General features: G+C 41.2%; 15 protein-coding genes. 8 read left to right on the top strand and 7 right to left on the bottom strand.

The window, feature by feature from the left end; genetic code table 11:
- Positions 1-37: 37 nt before the first annotated feature.
- The 7 genes from DX873_RS12585 to DX873_RS12615 form a co-directional block, all read right to left on the bottom strand.
- The gene (locus DX873_RS12585) at positions 38-3,250 is read right to left on the bottom strand and encodes a CHAT domain-containing protein (protein WP_116184770.1); all 3,213 of its coding nucleotides are present in this window, start codon (positions 3,248-3,250) and stop codon (positions 38-40) included.
- Positions 3,251-3,253: 3 nt separating this feature from the next.
- Positions 3,254-3,988: a tetratricopeptide repeat protein gene (locus tag DX873_RS12590; RefSeq protein WP_116184771.1), complete on the bottom strand. Its 735-nt coding sequence runs from the start codon at positions 3,986-3,988 to the stop codon at positions 3,254-3,256.
- Positions 3,978-4,544, bottom strand: coding sequence for an RNA polymerase sigma factor (locus tag DX873_RS12595; protein WP_116184772.1), 567 nt, complete (start codon positions 4,542-4,544; stop codon positions 3,978-3,980). Before DX873_RS12595 ends, DX873_RS12590 begins: the two co-directional genes overlap by 11 nt.
- A gap of 104 nt (positions 4,545-4,648) precedes the next feature.
- The gene (locus tag DX873_RS12600; RefSeq protein WP_116184773.1) at positions 4,649-5,815 is read right to left on the bottom strand and encodes a PorV/PorQ family protein; all 1,167 of its coding nucleotides are present in this window, start codon (positions 5,813-5,815) and stop codon (positions 4,649-4,651) included.
- Positions 5,816-5,918: 103 nt separating this feature from the next.
- Positions 5,919-6,299, bottom strand: a complete 381-nt coding sequence (locus tag DX873_RS12605) for a hypothetical protein (RefSeq protein ID WP_116184774.1) — start codon at positions 6,297-6,299, stop codon at positions 5,919-5,921.
- A gap of 51 nt (positions 6,300-6,350) precedes the next feature.
- Positions 6,351-7,604, bottom strand: a complete 1,254-nt coding sequence (locus DX873_RS12610) for a hypothetical protein (RefSeq protein WP_116184775.1) — start codon at positions 7,602-7,604, stop codon at positions 6,351-6,353.
- A 19-nt stretch (positions 7,605-7,623) separates the two neighbouring features.
- A complete protein-coding gene (locus tag DX873_RS12615; RefSeq protein ID WP_116184776.1) occupies positions 7,624-8,859 on the bottom strand; it encodes a serine hydrolase domain-containing protein in 1,236 nt (411 codons plus the stop codon).
- A gap of 302 nt (positions 8,860-9,161) precedes the next feature.
- On the opposite strand from DX873_RS12615, the gene DX873_RS12620 reads away from it, so the two are divergent.
- From DX873_RS12620 to DX873_RS12655, 8 genes are all read left to right on the top strand, one after another.
- The gene (locus DX873_RS12620) at positions 9,162-13,571 is read left to right on the top strand and encodes a T9SS type B sorting domain-containing protein (protein WP_116184777.1); all 4,410 of its coding nucleotides are present in this window, start codon (positions 9,162-9,164) and stop codon (positions 13,569-13,571) included.
- Positions 13,572-13,578: 7 nt separating this feature from the next.
- Positions 13,579-14,526, top strand: coding sequence for a PorP/SprF family type IX secretion system membrane protein (locus DX873_RS12625; protein ID WP_116184778.1), 948 nt, complete (start codon positions 13,579-13,581; stop codon positions 14,524-14,526).
- A gap of 1 nt (position 14,527) precedes the next feature.
- Positions 14,528-16,477, top strand: coding sequence for an OmpA family protein (locus tag DX873_RS12630; RefSeq protein ID WP_116184779.1), 1,950 nt, complete (start codon positions 14,528-14,530; stop codon positions 16,475-16,477).
- Positions 16,478-16,632: 155 nt separating this feature from the next.
- Entirely contained in the window at positions 16,633-17,172 is a 540-nt protein-coding gene (locus DX873_RS12635) for an RNA polymerase sigma factor (RefSeq protein WP_181899496.1), read from the top strand.
- Positions 17,169-17,714 carry a hypothetical protein gene (locus tag DX873_RS12640; RefSeq protein ID WP_116184780.1) on the top strand — a complete coding sequence of 182 codons (546 nt, stop codon included), beginning with the start codon at positions 17,169-17,171 and terminating at the stop codon, positions 17,712-17,714. The genes DX873_RS12635 and DX873_RS12640 overlap by 4 nt, the downstream gene beginning before the upstream one ends.
- Positions 17,695-18,783: a hypothetical protein gene (locus DX873_RS12645; protein ID WP_116184781.1), complete on the top strand. Its 1,089-nt coding sequence runs from the start codon at positions 17,695-17,697 to the stop codon at positions 18,781-18,783. Before DX873_RS12640 ends, DX873_RS12645 begins: the two co-directional genes overlap by 20 nt.
- Positions 18,784-18,856: 73 nt before the next feature.
- A complete protein-coding gene (locus DX873_RS12650; RefSeq protein WP_116184782.1) occupies positions 18,857-19,513 on the top strand; it encodes a hypothetical protein in 657 nt (218 codons plus the stop codon).
- Positions 19,503-19,682, top strand: coding sequence for a hypothetical protein (locus DX873_RS12655; protein WP_116184783.1), 180 nt, complete (start codon positions 19,503-19,505; stop codon positions 19,680-19,682). Before DX873_RS12650 ends, DX873_RS12655 begins: the two co-directional genes overlap by 11 nt.
- The last annotated feature ends 8 nt before the right edge of the window (positions 19,683-19,690 follow it).

Consider the following 19,690-nt stretch of genomic DNA (forward strand, 5'->3'; position numbering starts at 1 on the left):
GTTTGAGTTAGTTAAGTTAGTTTATTCAAAAAGGCCTTCAATTTGTTGAAGGTCTTTTTCTTTGAATCCACCATAAAAGAAACGTCAAGAAAACCAATCCCAATCCCCATAAAAGCCAATGGTTATCTGTGGAAAGTTCAATGGCGGAGGTATTGCCCATCAAAACCAATCCAGCCCAGTATTGTGGGTGAAGGGTTCTGCCATCAGCATTTTGTAGGTAGTCCAATTTGGCCAATCTCAGGGCTTCGTCTTTTGGTTTTCCTTCGGAAAGATAATCGTAGAAATAGTCTAGGATTTGCGTGCTTGATTGTTCGTCAATTTGCCAGAGACTTGTCAAAATACTTTCGCTTCCAGCATAATTGAAGGCATGTGCCAGGGATATCATACCCTCTCCTGGCTGATATGTTGGTTTTCCTGTTTCGCAGGCGGTCAAAATTGCCAAATTGGAACTTAGGTTTTGATTGTAAATCTCGTAGGTATAGAGATAATTGTCGTTGATGTTGACAGAATCCGATACGTTTTTCGCGAAAACCAATCGGGATAGCTCAGGATTTACGTTGTTAGATTCTGCATGGGTGCCAATATGAATGATCTTATGCTCTTTGGCCGATTCGGAGAACAGTTGTTTGGAGGCGTTTGAATTCAAGAAGGTATTCCCATCGAATTTTTTTCCAAATTTTTTGGCCAAATCGGTACTGAAAGGCTGGGGGAGAAGAGTCAAATAAGCCTTGTCTAAAAAGAGGGAATCTGAAATGGCCATTTGGTAATTGGCCTTCATGGCATGGTCAAACTCTGGAACAAAGGCCACAAAATCATTGTCAAATTGCAATGTTTTGGAACCATTTTCCAGTAGCAGCAGACTATAATTGTAAGAGATATTGTGTTTGGACAATAAACCAACTTTTGAAATATCCTTTAACGAACTGACCTTTTCAGAAGTCAAAAGTTCAAAACTTAAATTAAACAGCTCGGCATCTGGAAAAATGATGACATTTTTGGTGTCGACATATTTGGTCAAAGGAGCCCATAGTTCATCGTACAAGGTTTTGAGGCAGTTAAAAAGAACCTCGGTGTCAGATGCATAATTAGATATTGTCCTTATACATTCGTTGTCCATAGTATTGGACAATTCAACAAGTGATGTTTTAGTATTGTTGTGCACAAAAGCATAAAGGTTTTTACCAACAAAGAAATAGCGGACAATTGTGGTTTCAGGGTTGATGGATTTCTTTAATTTGGTTAGAGGTCTAACAATGGAAGCGTAACGCATGTCATGGTATTCCGGATAGTTTTTTTGAATGCTATCCAGATGATTGTCCCAATCTTTTGAAGTTTTTTCCCATTCAGAAACATCAAATTGGGTTTCTGTTTCAGCATCAAAAAAGGAATTCATTCTATCCTTGATCAGCTGTTCTCTTTCTTTGATTTCAGCAGGGGCCAGATTACCTTCAATAAGGTTGAGACGGGCTCTTATCTTGTTATAGATGGCAGATTCATGAAGTGCCATAACCTTTTCCAGATCATCATCATTCCTAGTAAGACCATAAAGGTCCAGGTATACTTTCTTGGCAAAATCAAAAACCTCCTTGTTATTTTCGATTAAATCAGCCACAGCCTGCTGAGAAGAAACTAGAGATCTTCTGTTTTCAACAATTTCCGTTGCTTGATCAACCAGTTTTGTTATTTCAGTTAAGGTAGAAGGGGTTTTGGTGGTAAGCATCCCATATTTTGCCTTGGCCAAGAACATTACCACCTGGGCCTGGTCTGCACCAAAATAGTACTTGTTTCTTTCATTTCCCGGAAATTGGGAGTTGTAGTTTTTCAATAATTGATCACAAAGCGTTACGGTTTCGGAATATTTATCGGCACTGAACAATACACGAATTTTTGACAGGGAAACCGCATTGTCCAAATACCCGCCTTTACCATATCGTTCCTGTACTTTTTCTTGGGTTTTGTTGAGTAGGTCTTTGGCTTGATTAAATACTCCCGCACGCGAATAGGTTTGCGCCAAATTCAATTGGGTATAAATTTGATTTTGGCTGTATCCGTCTGGATTGTTTTTTTCATAGACCGAGAGTGTTTTATGATAATAGGATATAGCATCATCATAATTATCGTACTCACTTTCAAGATCTCCATATACATTGAACAGGTTGCCCCAATAGGAAAGATTGTCCCCTGGAATGGAGCTCAAGGATCTTTCCGCTTCCTCCAAATATTTTCGTGATTTGTACAAATCCCTACTGTATAAATGGGCTTCGGCCATCATTAAAATGGAACTGAAGTATTGCACTGTATTGGGCAACAGATTGTTTTTGGCATGATGGTATCCAAGTGCGGCTATCTGTTTTGCTCTTTCCTTATTGCCGACATCATTGTAAAGGCTGCCTAGATTTCTATAGGCTATCGTTAAGTTGCCATGCACTTTTTCAGTAAGGGAATGGTTGTTGGTTTTTTCCAGAAATGTATTGAAATGGGTTATGCAGCTAAGAGTCATGTCCATTGCAGCATGGTAATCCCCCTCCGATTGTTTTACCATGACCCAATTCCCATAAATGGTACCGGGAAGGTAATAACGGTTCTCGGGTGTATCCGATGTGCCGGAAACGGACTTGAGTGCTCTTTCAAAATAATAGTTTGCACTATCCGGATGGCCCATAAAATGGGATAAAGATGCCTTGTAATTGTAGGTTCTTGGTGCCAAAGGAAATTTAATCGATGGGTTGCCTTTGATCAACCCGAGAGCATTTTCTGTTCTTTGTAGTAGTTGATTAAAATCCCCCAATTTGAGCCCAATTTCACTAAGGTGAAATTCTGACTCCATATTTTTCAAGGGATTTCCTATGCTTTTGGCCAACGTATTCGCCCTAAGGACATAATCATTTGCAGCCACTACGCTTCCTTGGTCAACATGCAACAGGCCCATGCCCAATAAACCTTCATAGGTGATAGTGTCCTGTAGCCTTTTGTTTTCAATACGTTGGAGGAGTGCCCTGGCATCATTAAATGATGTGTTCTTATCTTTTAAAAATTCAATTTTTCCCAAGGGATAAACCAATTTTCCTAGGTTAAGATGGGCTGTATCTTTTTCAGTCTCATTGAGAATCAAATTTCTGGCCTTTTCCAATTGATCAATAGCAATGAGGCTATCTATCCTGTCCAAGGTGGGCCCTTCTTGGGAATGGAGTAGGGATTGACAGCATAAGGCCATCAAAAATGGGAATATGAACTTGTTTTTACCGAACATGAATCAGTTGGTTAATTCTTGCAAAAGGGTTTTGCTCCGTTCATCCTTTGAAGATTTTAATACGTTGATAGCTTGGTCCGTTTTGCCTTCCTTCACATAGGCGAGGGCCAGATAGTATGCAGCATCGTCGCGGAAAACACTTTGCTTGTTTTGCACAGTGTTGTTTAGGAACAGGATGGCACTGGCAGCTTTTCCATTTGACAAAAAGGCGGTTCCCAAGAAGTAATTGAGCGTATCATTGCTGGTTTGAAGCTGATGAAGTCCTTGCCATTTGGCAATGGCAGTATCATAATTTCCCTGTTTATAATCCACCATGGCCTCATAGAAGGTATAGTTATCGCTGGTCCCCATAACCGTAGGGAGACCTGGGTCTGGAGTAAAATACTTGTCGAACAATTTTTCATTGGGAGTTTGGTGAAACAAAAACCAAGCACTCACCGCCACCAAAGCAGCTATTCCGGCAGCTATTTGAAAATAATAAAGTCTGGGTTTGATGGAAACTGAACCTTTAGGTTCATTTTTGACCATACCATGAAACTCCTCCATTTTGTTACGAAGGGACTGTTCTTCAATAAACCCGAATATTTCCCGAAATTCAATGAATTGAGCTTTAAGAATTTTGTCAGATTTGAGCTGTTCCTCAAAAGCGGTCCGCTCTTTGGAAGACATTTGATCCAACAGAAATTGTTCAAACTGTTCTTGTTGATCAGGCGATATGTGACCTTGCTTATTTTCCATTGCTCTTTATTTCCAAGCTCAACGTTCTCAACTTTTCCATACAGCGATATTTCTGATTTCGAGCAGAAGTGGAGGCAACGTTCATGACTTTGGATATGTCCTCCATCGACTTTCTTTCAAAATAGAACATGTTGAGCAAATTTTTGCAGTTCTCTCCTAACTGTTCCCAAGCATCTTGTAGTGCTTTCTTTTTGTTTTCAAGGGTTTCATCTTCATTTTTTTCCTCCTCAACCACGGTCAAGGGCCCTATATCATTTGCGCTGACTTTCTTTTTGTAATCAGCAGAACGCAAATAGTCTGTCCATTTGTTCTTGGCTATGGTATACAGGTATGCCTCGATATTGCTGTTGGTCATCACTTTGTCATTTTTGATATTTTTCCAGCAGGCAATGAACGCTTCTTGAAAAATATCCTTTGCTCGATGGTCGTCCCCGTTGTTCTTTATTACAAATCCACGAACTTTGGGGTATACAACAAGGTAGATCTCTTTTAATATTTCAGGGTCATTTTTCCTGAACCCATCAATAATATTTTTTTGCTGTAGTGAGGTCCCCATACTTTTGAAAAGTATGGGTTTAATTTACCTTTTTTAGGGATGCAAAAAAATAAAATTAGATCAAAACATGTTTTCATCGTTTTATGTCATTTTTAAAACATTGTTCAAGGATTGAGTTGTTCTGGATTTTTTGGAGTATTGGATTTTAAATTCAATTGCAGGCCAATGCTCAACTGAAGCTTGTCATCCGTAAAATCTGGATGAACCCTTTCCGTCCTATTTTCGTTCAAAACGTCTGGAAGGCCTTTGGCCAAAATATCCAACCTGGTCTCAAAAGGAATCCCATTATTGCTCCATTTATGAACTGGCAGAATAAAGCCGAGTCCCCAGGTAAAAGCTTTTCTTCTGTTTTTGGTGACCGCTATCTCTCCAGGATCCACATCGGTGCCTCGTGTTTCCGTAAAATAGCCCAATCTAAGGGCAAGGGTATTCAAAGCTGTTCCTTCAACTCCTACACCGACCATGGTGTGATTTTCACTGCTTGTAAAAATATGGTCATCGGATGCCAACCAGTTGCTATACTGCAAGTGCAGGGAAACATCCAATTTTTGGGGTGCATCTTTCAACAGCTTACTGTTTTTGGCAAACTCAAGATTGATAGGATGGGAGAAGGAATACGAAGTGCCGATCCTTAAAATAATTGGAATGTCGCGGAACCCAAACACGGAATCATTGGCCCGTTCCGTGTAGGAGCCTTTCATTAACGTATTGAAAAGACTTACCGCTCCGCGTATCTTTTGGTTTTGGAATTTTTCATTTTTGATCCAATTAACTGCCCGATCATATACCACGCCGGTACTTGCTAAGGTTTGGCTAGCTGTTTCATTGTTATCAATTTCCTTTTGGTTCATAAAATGAACTGACGCTCCAACATGCAGTCCTTCAATGATTTTTCCCGCTACCATGATGGAGTTTGCATTAAAAGTGTTTTTGTCTGTTGAGAATGCTTGACTTCCAATAATTGTCCTCCAATAGGGTTCTGGGTCTATCCAGTGACGGGTGTCAAAACCAACTACAATCCTGTCATTGATCCTATACGATACCCCTCCGGTAATGTAGTACGACTTAGGATACATGTAATGCCCTTTGTCATAATTAAAGCCCAAAGAAAGTTTTTCGTTGCTTGAGCTTAAGACAGCAGGATTTTCAAAAGCTGTTTTGATTCCATCCAAGGTTATGGTGTTCTTTCCCAAAGCTTCAGATCTTGCATTATATGCATTGTCATTCAAAAACCCCTTTATATCTGGAGTAATGAAAACATTTTGGGCCATCAAGCTGTTTAAAGAAAAGAACAGACAGACCATTGTTGCAAAACACACACTTGGTTTCATACGTTTAGAATGAATGCAATTTTTCATTTTACCCATTTCGATTTTAGTTAGCTCCTTGTTTGGAACCGGTCCAGGTGCCCGATCCATTAGATGGGTTGTTCCAAGTACCAGAAGAAGTGGTTTCTGTAAACCTACCGGTAAAAGTTGCACCGTTTTCTGCCGATCCCAATACTGCATTGAGGTTTCCAGAGTCATTGATTTGCCCATTTAAGGGAAGTGTCTGTTGCAGATTATTGGATACTGCATCACCGGTTACACTTCCATCTTCGTGTATAAAAACAGAAAACGTACCCGAATCGTCGCCGTCAAAGGTTCCGAACCAATTTCCATAAAAATCTATTTCAGGTGCTTCGTCACCATCGCTAGAACATCCTAGCGTTACAAATACAATACTGAGCATCAAAATTTTAATCATGTTTTTCATATCAAGTGTTTTATAAGGTTATTAGAATATCGATTGGTATAAAAAATGTCATCAAAAAGCTTTTTTGACCTTTGTCCATTCCCTGTTGTTCAAATTGATATCACCGTTAGGGGTATAAAAAAGGTCATTGTTCTGAATATAATTTCCATTGCTGTCCATCCAGTATTCGGAGGAACCTGCATCAACTTGGTAATTCTTATTGGTCAGGGGATTGTAAACAGTTTCTTGTTCATTGATCATGTTGATGAACTGTTTCTGCCCAGTGTCACTGCCGCTTCCAAAGTTTCGGTTCATAAATGAGGCATGGTTTGCATCCTGGGCGGCCCAAATACCCTTCATTTTTTCTTGATGTGCATTAAAGGCGGCCTGTCTGTTGGCCATGTTCTGACGGTGCATGGCATTTGATCTTTTCATCTGTTCCACTGCTTCTCTTTGGCGTTGTTGGGAAAGGTGCGCCATATATTGCTCCCATTCTGGATTTTCTTTGGAGTTTGTAGCGGCTTTGATCGTTTCGTCAAGATTTTTTTCAAGGACATCTTCGTCCACAAAGAAGTAGTCTATGGTATACATCCACATGGTGAAGGACATCATGTCCATGGGCTGTTCCATGGCAATTTTGGTCACTGATGCAATAGCGCTTTGACCGGAGCTATTTTTCCATTGAGTGGCGTAAAAATCAAAACGTTCAGAACCTGTGCCCTTTGTTTTTATCTGGGTTGCTATGTACTCCTTTATTTTAGGCAACTTTCTTTCACCAACATAACTAAATCCACTTTGGGTCATACGTTGTTGTACTTCCTGCCGAAACAGTTGTTGGGAACTGATTTCTGGCCTCAACATTTTAGATAGGTTTCTGTTGCCATAGGAAACCATTTGCGCCACCTCTGGGTTATGGTAATGCATGTACAATTTTGTAGGGGTATTGAAGGTTTTGAGGTTATTGGGACCTTCAATTTGAATCAAAAAAGTCGGGACTTTTTGGTCAAATGTGTAAATAGGTTTAGAAATCACATTCCAGTCTGAAGGGTACTTGGAAGTTTGCACGATCAGTCCAGTTCTCATGTCCCTCAGGTGATGGGTTTTGTATCCTCCCGCTGATTTGGTAAGGCGGTTGAACCAACTTTCTTTCTTTTCGATGGCTTCTTCTGACTGGTTGTCCGTAAAGAAGGTGTCCTCCTCCATGGTTTCCTGTTCCTCAGCATAATCCTCATGATAGTTTTCTTCGGAAAAACTTTGAGGAGCGTTGTTTTTACAGGAAAAGAACAAGGAAGCTACTATGCAAATGCTTAGAAGTTTAATTTTCATAATGGTCTGGTGAATGGTTTTAGAATTGATCTAGATCGGTTTGCCAGGGAAGGGAATTATTTTTTATCATCTCCAACAATAGATCTTGAAGCTCAAAATCGAAATCAACAACATCGGTTCTTCGATAATTGAGGAGGATTACGGCGCTTTTTCCGTTTTCGCCGATCATAAACCATGTTCGGGTACCGGGAAAACTGCCAGTAAAGAACAAAAGGTTTTCACTCTGCCAAATCCCGATTCCTTTTCCAAAGTTTGGTTGGTGTTCCGATACTTGCTTTCGAAGGTTAATAGCAGAAGGACTAATGATATCCTGACGATTGGAAAACCCGTCTATGGCCGATAAAAAACGCAGGAGGTCAGGCGCACTAATGACCCCTCCACCATCACCATCCCTTCGGGATGCTATGGTGTAGATATATGGCGAGTCTGCTTCGGTGCCGTAATATTCTACCTCGTTGGGTTCCCTGTCTTCTTGTCTATAGGTGGTTACTTTAAAAGAGGTAATTCCTGTTGAAGAGATAAGGTTTGCAATATAGTCCTCATATGATTGGCCGCTCACTTTTTCTATGATCCGAGCCAATAGCCAATAGCCAGTATTGCTGTAGTGGTAGCTTTCTCCCGGGGCGTGGCTTAAATCCCAATTGTTGAGAACGTATTCTATGAAATCATCACTGTTTAGTTGTGGTTGATAATCAATGGGGTCTCCTCCGGAACTTGCAGCCCAACCGCCAGCTTCGTTCATTAAGAGGTGGTCAATGGTGATATTCAATTCATCAGCAGTTAAGGAAGCTGTTCCAAAATCGTCACCAAGAATTCCAGTTGGGCCAAAAACCTTGTCGTCCAAAGAGAGTTGGTTTTCATCTATCAATTTCCAAATTGCGGTTGACGTAAAAACTTTAGTAATGCTTGCCAGTCTAAAGACATCATCTGTTTTTGTGGCGGTACTGTTTGTCGTATTGGAAAACCCGTACCCTTTGGTGTATACCATTTTTTCGTTGACACTAACCGCTATTGCAGCTCCTGGGACATCATATTTTTGCATAAAAGCGGCAACAGCGTCATCAACTAAGGCAATATCATTTTGACTTACCGGATCGGGGTCTGGATTTGGATTTGGGTTGGGATTAGGGTCTGGAGTTGAACCTATATCGGGATCGGGAGTTGGGTCGGTATCCTCAGAACTGCATGATAAGGCTATCAGAACGAAAAATGCGGTCGTAAATCGTAAGAGCAAACGGAATAGTGGTGTTCTCATTGGTTTAATGTTTTATAGCGTTTGCCTTACTATCGAATGAATTGGAAAATGTCATCAAGAGACCTGAAAAAAGATTTTAACAAGAGAAGAAATCACTTTCCTTGAGAGCAGTGATGTAGGAAAATATTTTCAAGTTTTGTTTTTACTTCTTCCGATGATGGCAGATGATTGGTTGGATATCCTTCGTTTATCCGATGTTTCACAACAAATGATCGTTGAAATACAACATATATTCCTATATATGAACAGATGTGGATATGTTTAGGTATCCTTAGACGTAAGGACAACCTCATTTGTAAACTATGAACATACTCCCCCTTTGCAAAAAAAAAGGAATTTCAGCTGTTCTTTTTTTGATATTGTTCTGCTTAACGCATTGGGGATATGCACAGGATTGTTCCATAGATGCCGGTACACCTGAAACCATTTGTGAAAGCGTTGGAACCCATAATTTATCCGGAACTTCTTCCGGTTCGTTTTCAGTAAACCCGACCTGGTCCCAAATTGCAGGTCCAGCAATAACCATTACAGATCCCACAAATCTTACGACATCAATTACAGGTTTTACAGGTGGCAATACGTACACATTTAGATTGAGCGCAACTTGTGCGGATACCACTCCTGTATTTCAAGATGTGGACATTACGGTTGCACCTGTGGTGAGCTCAAATGCAGGTGTTGATCAAATCTTGAGTCAGGTTACCTCTGTATTTTTAAACGCTACTCCTCCCTCCTCTGGAACGGGGACATGGGGACAGATATCTGGTCCTACCTTGGTGAGCTTTGCCAATGCAAACGACGAAAACACCCAAGTTTTTGGAATGATACCGGGCGCCTATTTCTTTGAATGGATAGTGTCCAACGGTACTTGCCCAGCAGTGTCCGATGTTGTCGGTGTTTCCATTCAAGCTGTGGATTTGGAATTGGAAATGTTGGCAAGCAATACCAGCCCAGATGTTGGAGATGTGGTCACCTTCACTATCAACGTGAGCAATCAAGGTGACGTTGCAGCTTCTGGCGTTTCTATTGAAAACTTGGTGCCACAAGGTTATGATAATATCGTGGCCATAAATAATGGAGGGACCTTTAATTTTGGAACACGGGCAATTACTTGGACGGGGCTCAATGTGCCTTTGGGAACCAATACTGCTGTTTTAACTTTTAACGCAACGGTACAGACTCCAACAGCAACTCCAGATGAATTTATGCATATTTCCGAGGTCACCTTTGCCAACGAAATTGATTCGGATAGTACACCCAATAATGATGATGGCGATCAAAGCGAGGATGATGAGGTATCATTGACCGCTTCTCCACAACAAGCGGATTTATCCTTAACCAAAACGGTGGTCGGAAGTGAGTTTACTCCGAATGTAGGTGAGTCCATAAGTTTTGTGATTTCAGTGACCAATAGCGGTCCAGACGATGCCACTAATGTGGTAGTGGTGGATCAATTGCTTTCTGGGTTTAATTTTGACTCCTATACCGCAACCATTGGCACATACGATAATACTACCGGATTTTGGCAAATAGGAACATTATCCAACGGAGCAACAGAAACATTGACGATAGATGTCACGGTAAATCCTTCAGGAAATTATACCAATACCTCCCAGGTGATTGCTTCAGATGGGTTTGATATTGATTCCACTCCCGCAAATGGTGTTTCTTCCGAAGATGACCAAGGCGATGTAACCATAGCTCCTGTTAATGTGGTTGATCTTTCCCTGAATAAATCTGTGGACAACACCACGCCAGATGTTGGTTCCAATGTGGTTTTTACATTAACCACATCAAATGATGGCCCTAGTGATGCCACCTCAGTGCTGGTTGAAGATTTGCTTCCTTCGGGATTCGTGTATGTATCCGATGATGGAGGAGGAGATTATAATGATGCCACAGGGACATGGGATGTGGGAACCTTGGCAAATGGAAATACAGAAATTTTAAATATTACTGCTTCCGTGAATCCCACGGGAATTTATACCAATGTAGCGGAGATTACGGCTCATGACCAAGCAGATACTGATTCAACACCCAATAATGGCTTATCCACTGAAGATGATCAGGACGACGTGGTATTGGTTCCAGTTCCTTTGGTAGATGTCTCTGTAACCCAAAATGCAAATACTCTAACACCCAACGTGGGGGATCAAATCATATTCACCATTACCGTATTGAACGATGGACCCAGTGAGGCCACCAACATTGTGGTCACAGATTTTTTACCCTCAGGATATGCTTTTGTCAATGCAACCCCTTCAGTAGGATTCTATAACCCCTTGATTGGTTCTTGGATTGTGGGAAGTTTGGCAAACGGAGCTTCAGAAACGTTAGTTTTGACTGCTGATGTATTACCAAGTGGAAACTACGCCAATACCGCAGAACTGACAGGGCTGAATGAAGCGGATGTGGATTCGTTTCCGGCAAATAATGATGGTACCGAAGACGATCAAGAAACTGTGGTGCCTGTCCCGGTTCATATATCGGACCTTATTTTACGCAAATTTGTGAACGTATTGAGTCCATTGGTGGGGCAACAGGTAATCTTTGACGTAAACATTTCCAATGATGGACCGAGTGATGTTACCGGAGTGCAGATATTGGATTTATTGCCTTCAGGTTACACCTATGTTTCAAGCACTAGGACGGCTGGGACGTATAATCCAGCTACCGGAATTTGGGATTTAAATGGGGTTATTCCCAATGGAACCACAGAAACTTTGACCATTGTTGCAACAGTGAACCCAACAGGGGATTATTTCAATGTGGCGGAGGTTATAGCTTCAGACAATCTGGACCCTAATTCTACACCCAATAATACCAACTTTTTTGAAAACGATTTGGACAGTGCCGGAACCACCCCAATTCCGGCAACCGATTTAACATTGGACAAATCAGTGGATAACGAATTTCCAGATGTTCTGGACACCGTAAACTTTACTTTGATATTGACCAATGAAGGCCCCAGCGACGCCACGGGTATTGTGGTTTTGGATGAATTGCCAACCGGATATACTTACATTTCGGATGATTCAGGAGGAGCCTACAATCCGGTAAACGGCGCCTGGAACGTAGGGACCGTTCTTGCGGGAAACAACTCTGTTTTGACTATTTCTGTACAGGTGAATCCTTCGGGAAATTACGTTAATTCTGCAGAAATCTTGGCTGTGGTTCAGTTAGATCCAGATTCTACCCCGGGCAACAACGATCCCACGGAGGATGATCAAGATGAACAAGGAACTACACCAAGGGCGGTCACTGATATTTCAATATCCAAAACTGTAGATAATCTGAGTCCTTCGGTAGGAGATGATATTGTTTTTACCATCACCGTGAACAATGCAGGTCCCAATGATGCAACAGGTCTTGTAATAGAGGATTTATTGGGCTCGGGATACGGTTTTGTGTCGGCGTCCGCAACTTCAGGAACTTACGATGAAATTTCAGGAGGATGGGATTTACCGAGTATTACCAGTGGAGCTTCTGAAATAATGCAAATAACAGCACAGGTATTGCCAAATGGAAATTATACAAATACCGCAGAACTGATTGCATTGGATACTTTTGATCCAGACTCAACCCCAAATAACAACTTAAGTTCCGAAGATGATCAGGCTACGGTGGTTCCCGTTCCGGGGGGATTGGCCGATTTGTCCTTAACCAAAATAGTGGACAATGCTTCTCCAAATGTAGGCGAAGTGGTCCGTTTTACCTTGAGTCTTACGAACAATGGATTGAGCAATGCAACCGGAGTTATGGTTCTGGATCAATTACCAGTTGGTTTTACCTATCAATCCCATGTGGCCACCGCAGGAGTTTATGATCCGGCCACGGGGGTTTGGACATTGAATGGAACCATTCTCAATCAGGACACCGCAAACTTGGAAATACTGGCCTTGGTAAATGCCCCTACAGGAGCAACGGATGAGTATCTTAACATTGCCAATATATCCGCTAGCGATTTTCCTGATCCAGACAGTGATGTCACTCAAGGAATTTCGGTTGATGACTTGTCAGATGGCCTTCAAGATGATGACGAAGCCAGTGTTTTGGTTGTTCCACAGACAACAGATCTGGCCATTTCCAAAACAGTGAACAACACAAGTCCAAACATTGGTGATGAAGTTGAATTTACCATTACAGTTGTCAATCAGGGTGGCTTTCCAACTACCAATATTGGAATAGAAGAACAATTGCCCAGAGGATATGCATTGATTTCCCATCAAGTATCCTTAGGAATTTATGACCAGGACTCAGGGTTTTGGGAAATAGACCTGCTTAGGGTTTCTGAGTCGGCCACACTTCAGCTTACGGTTGAGGTGCTGGACATTGAAGACTATGTGAATATAGCAAGTCTTGCTTTCTCAGATCAATGGGACATGGATACCTCCAATGATTCCGATCAAGCATTTGTGGAACCCACCTGTTTGGTCATCTATAATGAATTTTCACCCAATGGGGATGGAGTCAATGAGTTTTTTAAGATTGATTGTATATCTCGATACCCAAACAATCGGTTGCAAGTGTATAATCGATGGGGAAATATTGTTTTTGAACAACGCTCATACAACAATGACTGGGATGGAACCTCCAACGGTAGGGCAATTATCCAAAAGGGAGATGCGCTGCCAGTGGGAACCTATTATTATGTGCTAGATCTTGGAGATGGATCGGTCCCTAGAACGGATTGGTTGTACATAAATAGATAAAAGAAGCATGAAAAATGTAAAAGGAACATACAAGACTATTAGAAGGTTGCAGAGCAGTCTTCTGGTGCTATTGCTCCTTTTGCCCATTGTTTCTATGGCTCAACAAGACCCCCAGTTTACCCAATACATGTACAACACATTAAGTGTCAACCCCGCTTATGCAGGTTCTCGGGGGCATTTGACAAGTCTTTTAATGCATCGTTCGCAATGGGTAGGGGTAAACGGCGCACCCAATACACAAATTTTGGCGGTGGACAGCCCTGTGGAGAACAATGTTGGCGCCGGATTGGTATTGGCACATGATGCGTTGGGGCCATCATCTGAACTTTTTGTTGATGCCAATGTCTCATACACCGTGCAGTTGGATAGTGCCAATAGGAAACTGTCCTTTGGTTTAAAGGCAGGTGGAAGGTTGTTCAATGTAGATTTTTCCAAAGGCTTGATGGAAAACCCGGATACGGCCTTTCAGGATAATATCTCCAACAAGTTTTTCCCAACCATTGGAGCCGGAATATACTATCACACCGGAAAGGCATATCTAGGATTTGCCGTTCCCAATTTTTTCTCTCAGAATCACTATGATGGACAAGAACAGGAAATTGCAGCTGAACGCTTGCACTATTATTTAATTGGAGGAAGGATTCTTGATTTGACCCCAGATGTAAAGTTTAAACCAGCATTCTTTGCAAAATGGGTCCCAGGAGCACCATTGATCGTAGATATTTCGGCCAATGCCATGCTCAAGGAGACCTTTACCTTTGGAGTGGCCTACCGATGGGACGATTCCTTTTCAGCTTTGCTGGGCCTTCAAATATCACCAAATCTTAACGCTGGCTATGCCTATGATTTAACTACTACCAATTTAGGGAGCTACACTAGTGGTACCCATGAAATATTTCTTCGATACGAGTTCAAAACCGTTGAGAAGAAACTAAAATCCCCCAGATTTTATTAAAATGAAAGCTTTAAAAACCAACATAATTGCATTCGTCCTCTTGTTGAGCTGCACCCTTTCCGCCCAGTTGCAGTACAACGATGCTGATGTCAATTTTGAAAACATGATGTATGTAAGGGCGGCAAGGCAGTATGAAAGTATGGTGAGGAAAGGAGATAAGTCCAAGCATGTGTTGCAACGTTTGGGAGATTCTTATTTCTACAATACCAACATGAAGAATGCTGCAAAATGGTACGCGGTACTTTTTTCTAAATACGAAAACGTACTGGATCCAGAATACATTTTCAGGTATGTGCATGCTCTTCAGGGTACGGGAGACTATGTGCTCTCCAAGGCAATCATGAAAATCTACAAGCAAAAACTTGAAAAATCCGGATTCACCGTTGAGCAATTGAAGGACAATGATGAAAAAATGGATGAACTGCTCAATAGGCAGCCCCAGTTCTATGTTTCAAATTTGTCCATTAACACATCAGTATCAGATTTTGGGACCACTTATTATAAGGACAAAATTGTGTTTTCTTCCAGTAGGGATTCATTAAAATTGGAAACCCGGGTTTACGAATGGAATAGACAACCCTATCTGGATTTTTTCGTGGCCGATGCCAATGACCTTGGATTTGATCTGGACAATGTGGTTTCATTTTCATCAATATTGAACACCAGATACCATGAAGCAGGGGCAACCTTTTCACCTGAGGGAGATGTAATGTACTTTACCCGAAACAATTTTACCAACCAGAACCTGGGAAGGGATAAAGATGGAGTAAATCACCTCAAAATTTATACCTCAGAACTCAAGAACGGCAAATGGACGGAAGCCACCGAGGTATCATTCAATAGTGAAAACTACTCTGTTGGGCAACCTGCGATGAGTCCAGATGGTAGTAAGCTGTATTTTGTGTCGGATATGCCGAGTAGTCTGGGTGGAACGGACATTTATGTGGTGGATGTAGATGATAGCGGTAATTTTTCAACGCCCCGGAACTTGGGTCCGGCCATAAACACGAGTGCCAGGGAAATGTTCCCCTTTGTAACAGAAGAGAAGCTCTATTTTGCTTCAGATGGGCATCTGGGTTTTGGTGGTTTGGACGTTTTCGAGAGCGAATTTGGGAATGATGGATTTGGTCTTCCCAATAACCTTGGAAAACCACTGAACAGCAACAAAGATGATTTTGCGTATATCGTAAATGAATCTACCCAAAGAGGATATTTTTCATCTAATAGAGCGGGAGGTAAGGGAGATGATGATATCTATTCTTTTAGACGAATGGAAGAAACTTGTGAGCAAACCGTGAAGGGAAGTATTGTTCGAACGGCAAATGCACAGCCCATTGTAAATGTAGAAGTAGCACTTTGTGCAGAAGATGGAACTCCATTGGCAAATACAGTCACAGACCCCTACGGAGCATTTCATTTTGATATGACCTTGGATTGCGAATCAAACTATGTAATCAAGACCAAAAAGGAAGGTTTTAAGTCAGGACAGGGAAACCTTGAGACGTCAAAAGAGAAAGATTTGGAAAACAATGTGGCGCTTGAAATGACCAAGGAGCTCAACAAACTCATTGTTCAGGAAGATGGTGTGCTCAAGATTAAGATTGATAACATTTACTTTGATGTGAACAAATCGGAAATCCGGCCAGATGCTGCCCAAGAACTCAACAAAATTGTTGAGGTGATGAAGGAATACCCAAATATGGTAATCAAAATTGAGGCACATACAGATTCTCGTGGCAGTGATAGGTACAACGAAACATTATCAGATAAAAGAGCCAAGGCAACAGGGAACTACATTGTTTCCCAGGGTATTGAGGACAACCGTATTGAGAGTGCAATAGGATATGGAGAAAAACAATTGTTGAATCAATGCGCCAACGGCGTAAAATGTTCCCAAGAGGAACACAATCTTAACAGAAGATCGGAGTTCATCATAGTTAAGCTGAATTAACCAAACCTAACATAACCTCATCCTACAAACCTTCAATATTTATTGAAGGTTTTTTTATTTTTTTCAGTTTGTGCAACCCTTTTGTTTTTCTATTGTCTTTGGGTTAGATGAATAAGAATTATTTTTAGCTGTCATTGAATAATCGTCCAGGATTTTTGGAAGCGAAAGTACGTTTTACCCATCAAATATTGGTGGAACAGAGCAAAGAGGGAGACCGGAATGCACAATACCAGTTGTATAAGCTGTACGTGGATGCCATGTTCAACATTGCTATGCGGTTAGTGACCATTAGGGAGGATGCCGAGGACGTTGTTCAAGAGAGTTTTGTTGAGGCCTTCAAAAAACTGGGTTCATTTAGATACGAAAGTTCATTTGGGGCTTGGTTGAAGAGAATAGTGATCAATAGGAGCATTAACCATTTAAAGGCAAAACGACTACTGTTTTCTTCAATGGAGAACGAACAGGAGCCGGTAGAAGAAGAGAATATAGAAGAAGTACATGAACTGGAGTTGGAGAAAATAAAAATCGGGCTTTCCCGATTGCCAGAAGGTTATAAGCAGATAATAACCCTATACCTTTTGGAAGGGTACGATCATATTGAGATTGGTGAAATTTTGGGGATATCCACCTCCACCTCCAAATCACAGTACCATAGAGCTAAAAAGAAACTTATTCAAATTGTAAATGCATTATGATGGACAATTTTGAAAGATTCATTAAGGAAAACAAACAAGCTTTTGATGTCCATAAGGCGGACCAGGATAAGCTTTGGCAGGGAATTGCCTCCCAATTGGATGAAGAGTCCAAACCCAAGGTGATACCGCTTTGGAAATCGAGCAAACTAAGAATAGCGGCCTCGGTGATATTGCTATTAGGGCTGTCATTAATGACTTTTTTAATGGTTCAACAACCTGATACCACCATGGAAGGGTATGCAAGTGAGGAACTGTTGGAAATAGATATGCATTATCAACATTTAGTGTTTCAACAAGTTCAATTGGTAAAAAACCATCCTAGGCTTTCCGCTGAGGACAAAGAGGAGTTTCTATCCTTTATGGATGAACTCGATGAAGAATATGGCCAGTTGAAATTAGAGATGCAAAACAATTTGGACAATGAGCGGGTTTTGGAAGCCATTGTGAACAATTACAAAAAGCGAATAGAACTGATCGAGAACTTACTTGAACAGATCAGTGCTTCTAAAAAAGAAATGGATTATGAAGGATATATTTTATAAACGTACGGTTGTAGCAGTAGCGCTGTTTTTCTGTTCTGTACTTGCTTTTGCACAAAGTGAGAGAAACAAAGAGTGGGATAGGACATTCGACCTTTCCCAAACGGGTAAGGTAAGAATAGAGAACAAGTACGGTAACGTGGTCGTGAACGGTTGGGACAAGGAACAGGTAAAAGTGTCTGTTTCCATACAGGTGCGTCACAGAAAAGATGAAAATGCAGTGAAGCTGCTGGACAGAATCCAACCTAAGGTTGTACAAACAGGGAATTTTATCCAGGTCATTTCTGAAATTGGCAACAGGAATAGCGGATTTTTCGCCAAATACTTTAATAAGGCCAATCCTTTTGACTTCGATAAATCAAATGTGCAGATAGATTATGAAGTTTATCTTCCTCAGAACACTGAGCTTGATATTGCCAACAAGTTTGGAGATATCATCATAGACTCTTGGACCGGTGACCTAGAAATAACCCTTCAACACGGTGATATTTGGGTCAATGAAGATATCTCAACGGCTAAAATCGATATGCGGTTTGGAAAAATCAATGCAAGAGACATGGATTATGGCAACATAAAAATGGATAATGGGCGCATTGATGTAGAAAGTGCCCAGAAGATGAAAATAATCAGCAGTGGAAGTGATGTACATTTAGGTAAAGTGGCCGATTTGGAACTGTACTCTAGCAAGGATGAGGTAGTATTAGAAGAAATAGGGGACTTGAGGGGAGATTTTAAATTCTCCAATGCGGATATAGAGAATGTAACAAATGAAATATTCCTGACACTAAGGGTAGCAGAGGTGCAAATCCAAAATGTGATGAATCCAGATGCAGAGATTGATATTGTACAGGAATCTTCGGAAATCAACATGAATATCTCAGGTCTTTCCTTTGAATTTAGTGCAACCTTGGAACAAGGCCTGTTGCGTGTTCCCAAAACCTTTTCCAATGTAAAAACACATGTTACCAATGAAGGACGTAAGATCAGGGATATTACCGCAACCTATGGAACGGGAAAGAAGGGGGATTTTTCAATAAATGGAATCAAGGGAATCATAATATTGACGGATTGATCAAAAAAAATAGGCAAAGGTGCAACCCTCATAAATTTTGATTGTCTTTAATTCTGAAACCAAAAAACGAAACATGATTAGATTAAAACCATTACTCCCGCTGTTACTCTTTGGATGTGTAGCATGGGGCCAGACCCAAGAAAATGACAATTTTATTGAATTCAATGACCGAAAAAGCGTTGTGCATGGCGTGTATTTGGGACTCACTACCTATTACGGAGAGATTGATGGCAAATCAACATATATAGGAGGAATGAAAGTGGCTTATGTAGCCAATAGGCAGTTTGAAGTTGGTTTCTCGGGGGTTTTTCTGTACTCTGAACAGGACAACCCCCGTACTTTGAACGAAGACCTGATCGGAGGCTATGGGGGACTTCACCTAGAGCCTATTTTGTTCAGTAAATCACTGGTCAACCTGTCCTTTCCAATACTTATCGGTGCAGGAGGATTTGGCTATCTGGGCAACGATTTTGATGATCGCATAGGCGATATCGACGAGGATGATGTTGACGCTGTTTTTGTTTTTGAGCCCGGAATGAACGTACTCTTCAATGTGTCCAGATACCTTCAGCTTGAAGCTGGTGTCAAATACCGCCTTTCCAGTAGATTGGAATTGGATGGCAACCCACTTAGAAACATCAATGGATTTTCAGGTGGAGTGGGAATAAAGGTCGGAGTTTTTAACATGGGAAGGAATCGATACAAAAAACACTTGGGCAATGGCGAATAAATCAAACCCGGAACAGCCAATGGCCAATGGACTTTTGGCCAACCACGTATTCACGGAAAATGGCATAGTGTTTATAAGAAGCGCACAACAATTGGAACAAGATGAATGGTCCGCAATTAATTTTTATTGGATGCCTGTTTTGAAGTTGGAGCAGGAGCTTGGATCATAACAACCACC

Source organism: Flagellimonas nanhaiensis, assembly GCF_003382275.1.
In the GTDB taxonomy this organism is placed as follows: domain Bacteria; phylum Bacteroidota; class Bacteroidia; order Flavobacteriales; family Flavobacteriaceae; genus Flagellimonas; species Flagellimonas nanhaiensis.

What these genes read in the sequence shown, in the direction of transcription:
- DX873_RS12585 (WP_116184770.1), bottom strand. Translation starts at nt 3,250, where the DNA reads ATGTTCGGTAAAAACAAGTTCATATTCCCATTTTTGATGGCCTTATGC.
- DX873_RS12605 (WP_116184774.1), bottom strand. Translation starts at nt 6,299, where the DNA reads ATGAAAAACATGATTAAAATTTTGATGCTCAGTATTGTATTTGTAACG.
- DX873_RS12615 (WP_116184776.1), bottom strand. Translation starts at nt 8,859, where the DNA reads ATGAGAACACCACTATTCCGTTTGCTCTTACGATTTACGACCGCATTT.
- DX873_RS12620 (WP_116184777.1), top strand. Translation starts at nt 9,162, where the DNA reads ATGAACATACTCCCCCTTTGCAAAAAAAAAGGAATTTCAGCTGTTCTT.
- DX873_RS12640 (WP_116184780.1), top strand. Translation starts at nt 17,169, where the DNA reads ATGATGGACAATTTTGAAAGATTCATTAAGGAAAACAAACAAGCTTTT.
- DX873_RS12630 (WP_116184779.1), top strand. Translation starts at nt 14,528, where the DNA reads ATGAAAGCTTTAAAAACCAACATAATTGCATTCGTCCTCTTGTTGAGC.
- DX873_RS12625 (WP_116184778.1), top strand. Translation starts at nt 13,579, where the DNA reads ATGAAAAATGTAAAAGGAACATACAAGACTATTAGAAGGTTGCAGAGC.
- DX873_RS12645 (WP_116184781.1), top strand. Translation starts at nt 17,695, where the DNA reads ATGAAGGATATATTTTATAAACGTACGGTTGTAGCAGTAGCGCTGTTT.
- DX873_RS12655 (WP_116184783.1), top strand. Translation starts at nt 19,503, where the DNA reads ATGGCGAATAAATCAAACCCGGAACAGCCAATGGCCAATGGACTTTTG.
- DX873_RS12590 (WP_116184771.1), bottom strand. Translation starts at nt 3,988, where the DNA reads ATGGAAAATAAGCAAGGTCACATATCGCCTGATCAACAAGAACAGTTT.
- DX873_RS12595 (WP_116184772.1), bottom strand. Translation starts at nt 4,544, where the DNA reads ATGGGGACCTCACTACAGCAAAAAAATATTATTGATGGGTTCAGGAAA.
- DX873_RS12650 (WP_116184782.1), top strand. Translation starts at nt 18,857, where the DNA reads ATGATTAGATTAAAACCATTACTCCCGCTGTTACTCTTTGGATGTGTA.
- DX873_RS12600 (WP_116184773.1), bottom strand. Translation starts at nt 5,815, where the DNA reads ATGGCCCAAAATGTTTTCATTACTCCAGATATAAAGGGGTTTTTGAAT.
- DX873_RS12610 (WP_116184775.1), bottom strand. Translation starts at nt 7,604, where the DNA reads ATGAAAATTAAACTTCTAAGCATTTGCATAGTAGCTTCCTTGTTCTTT.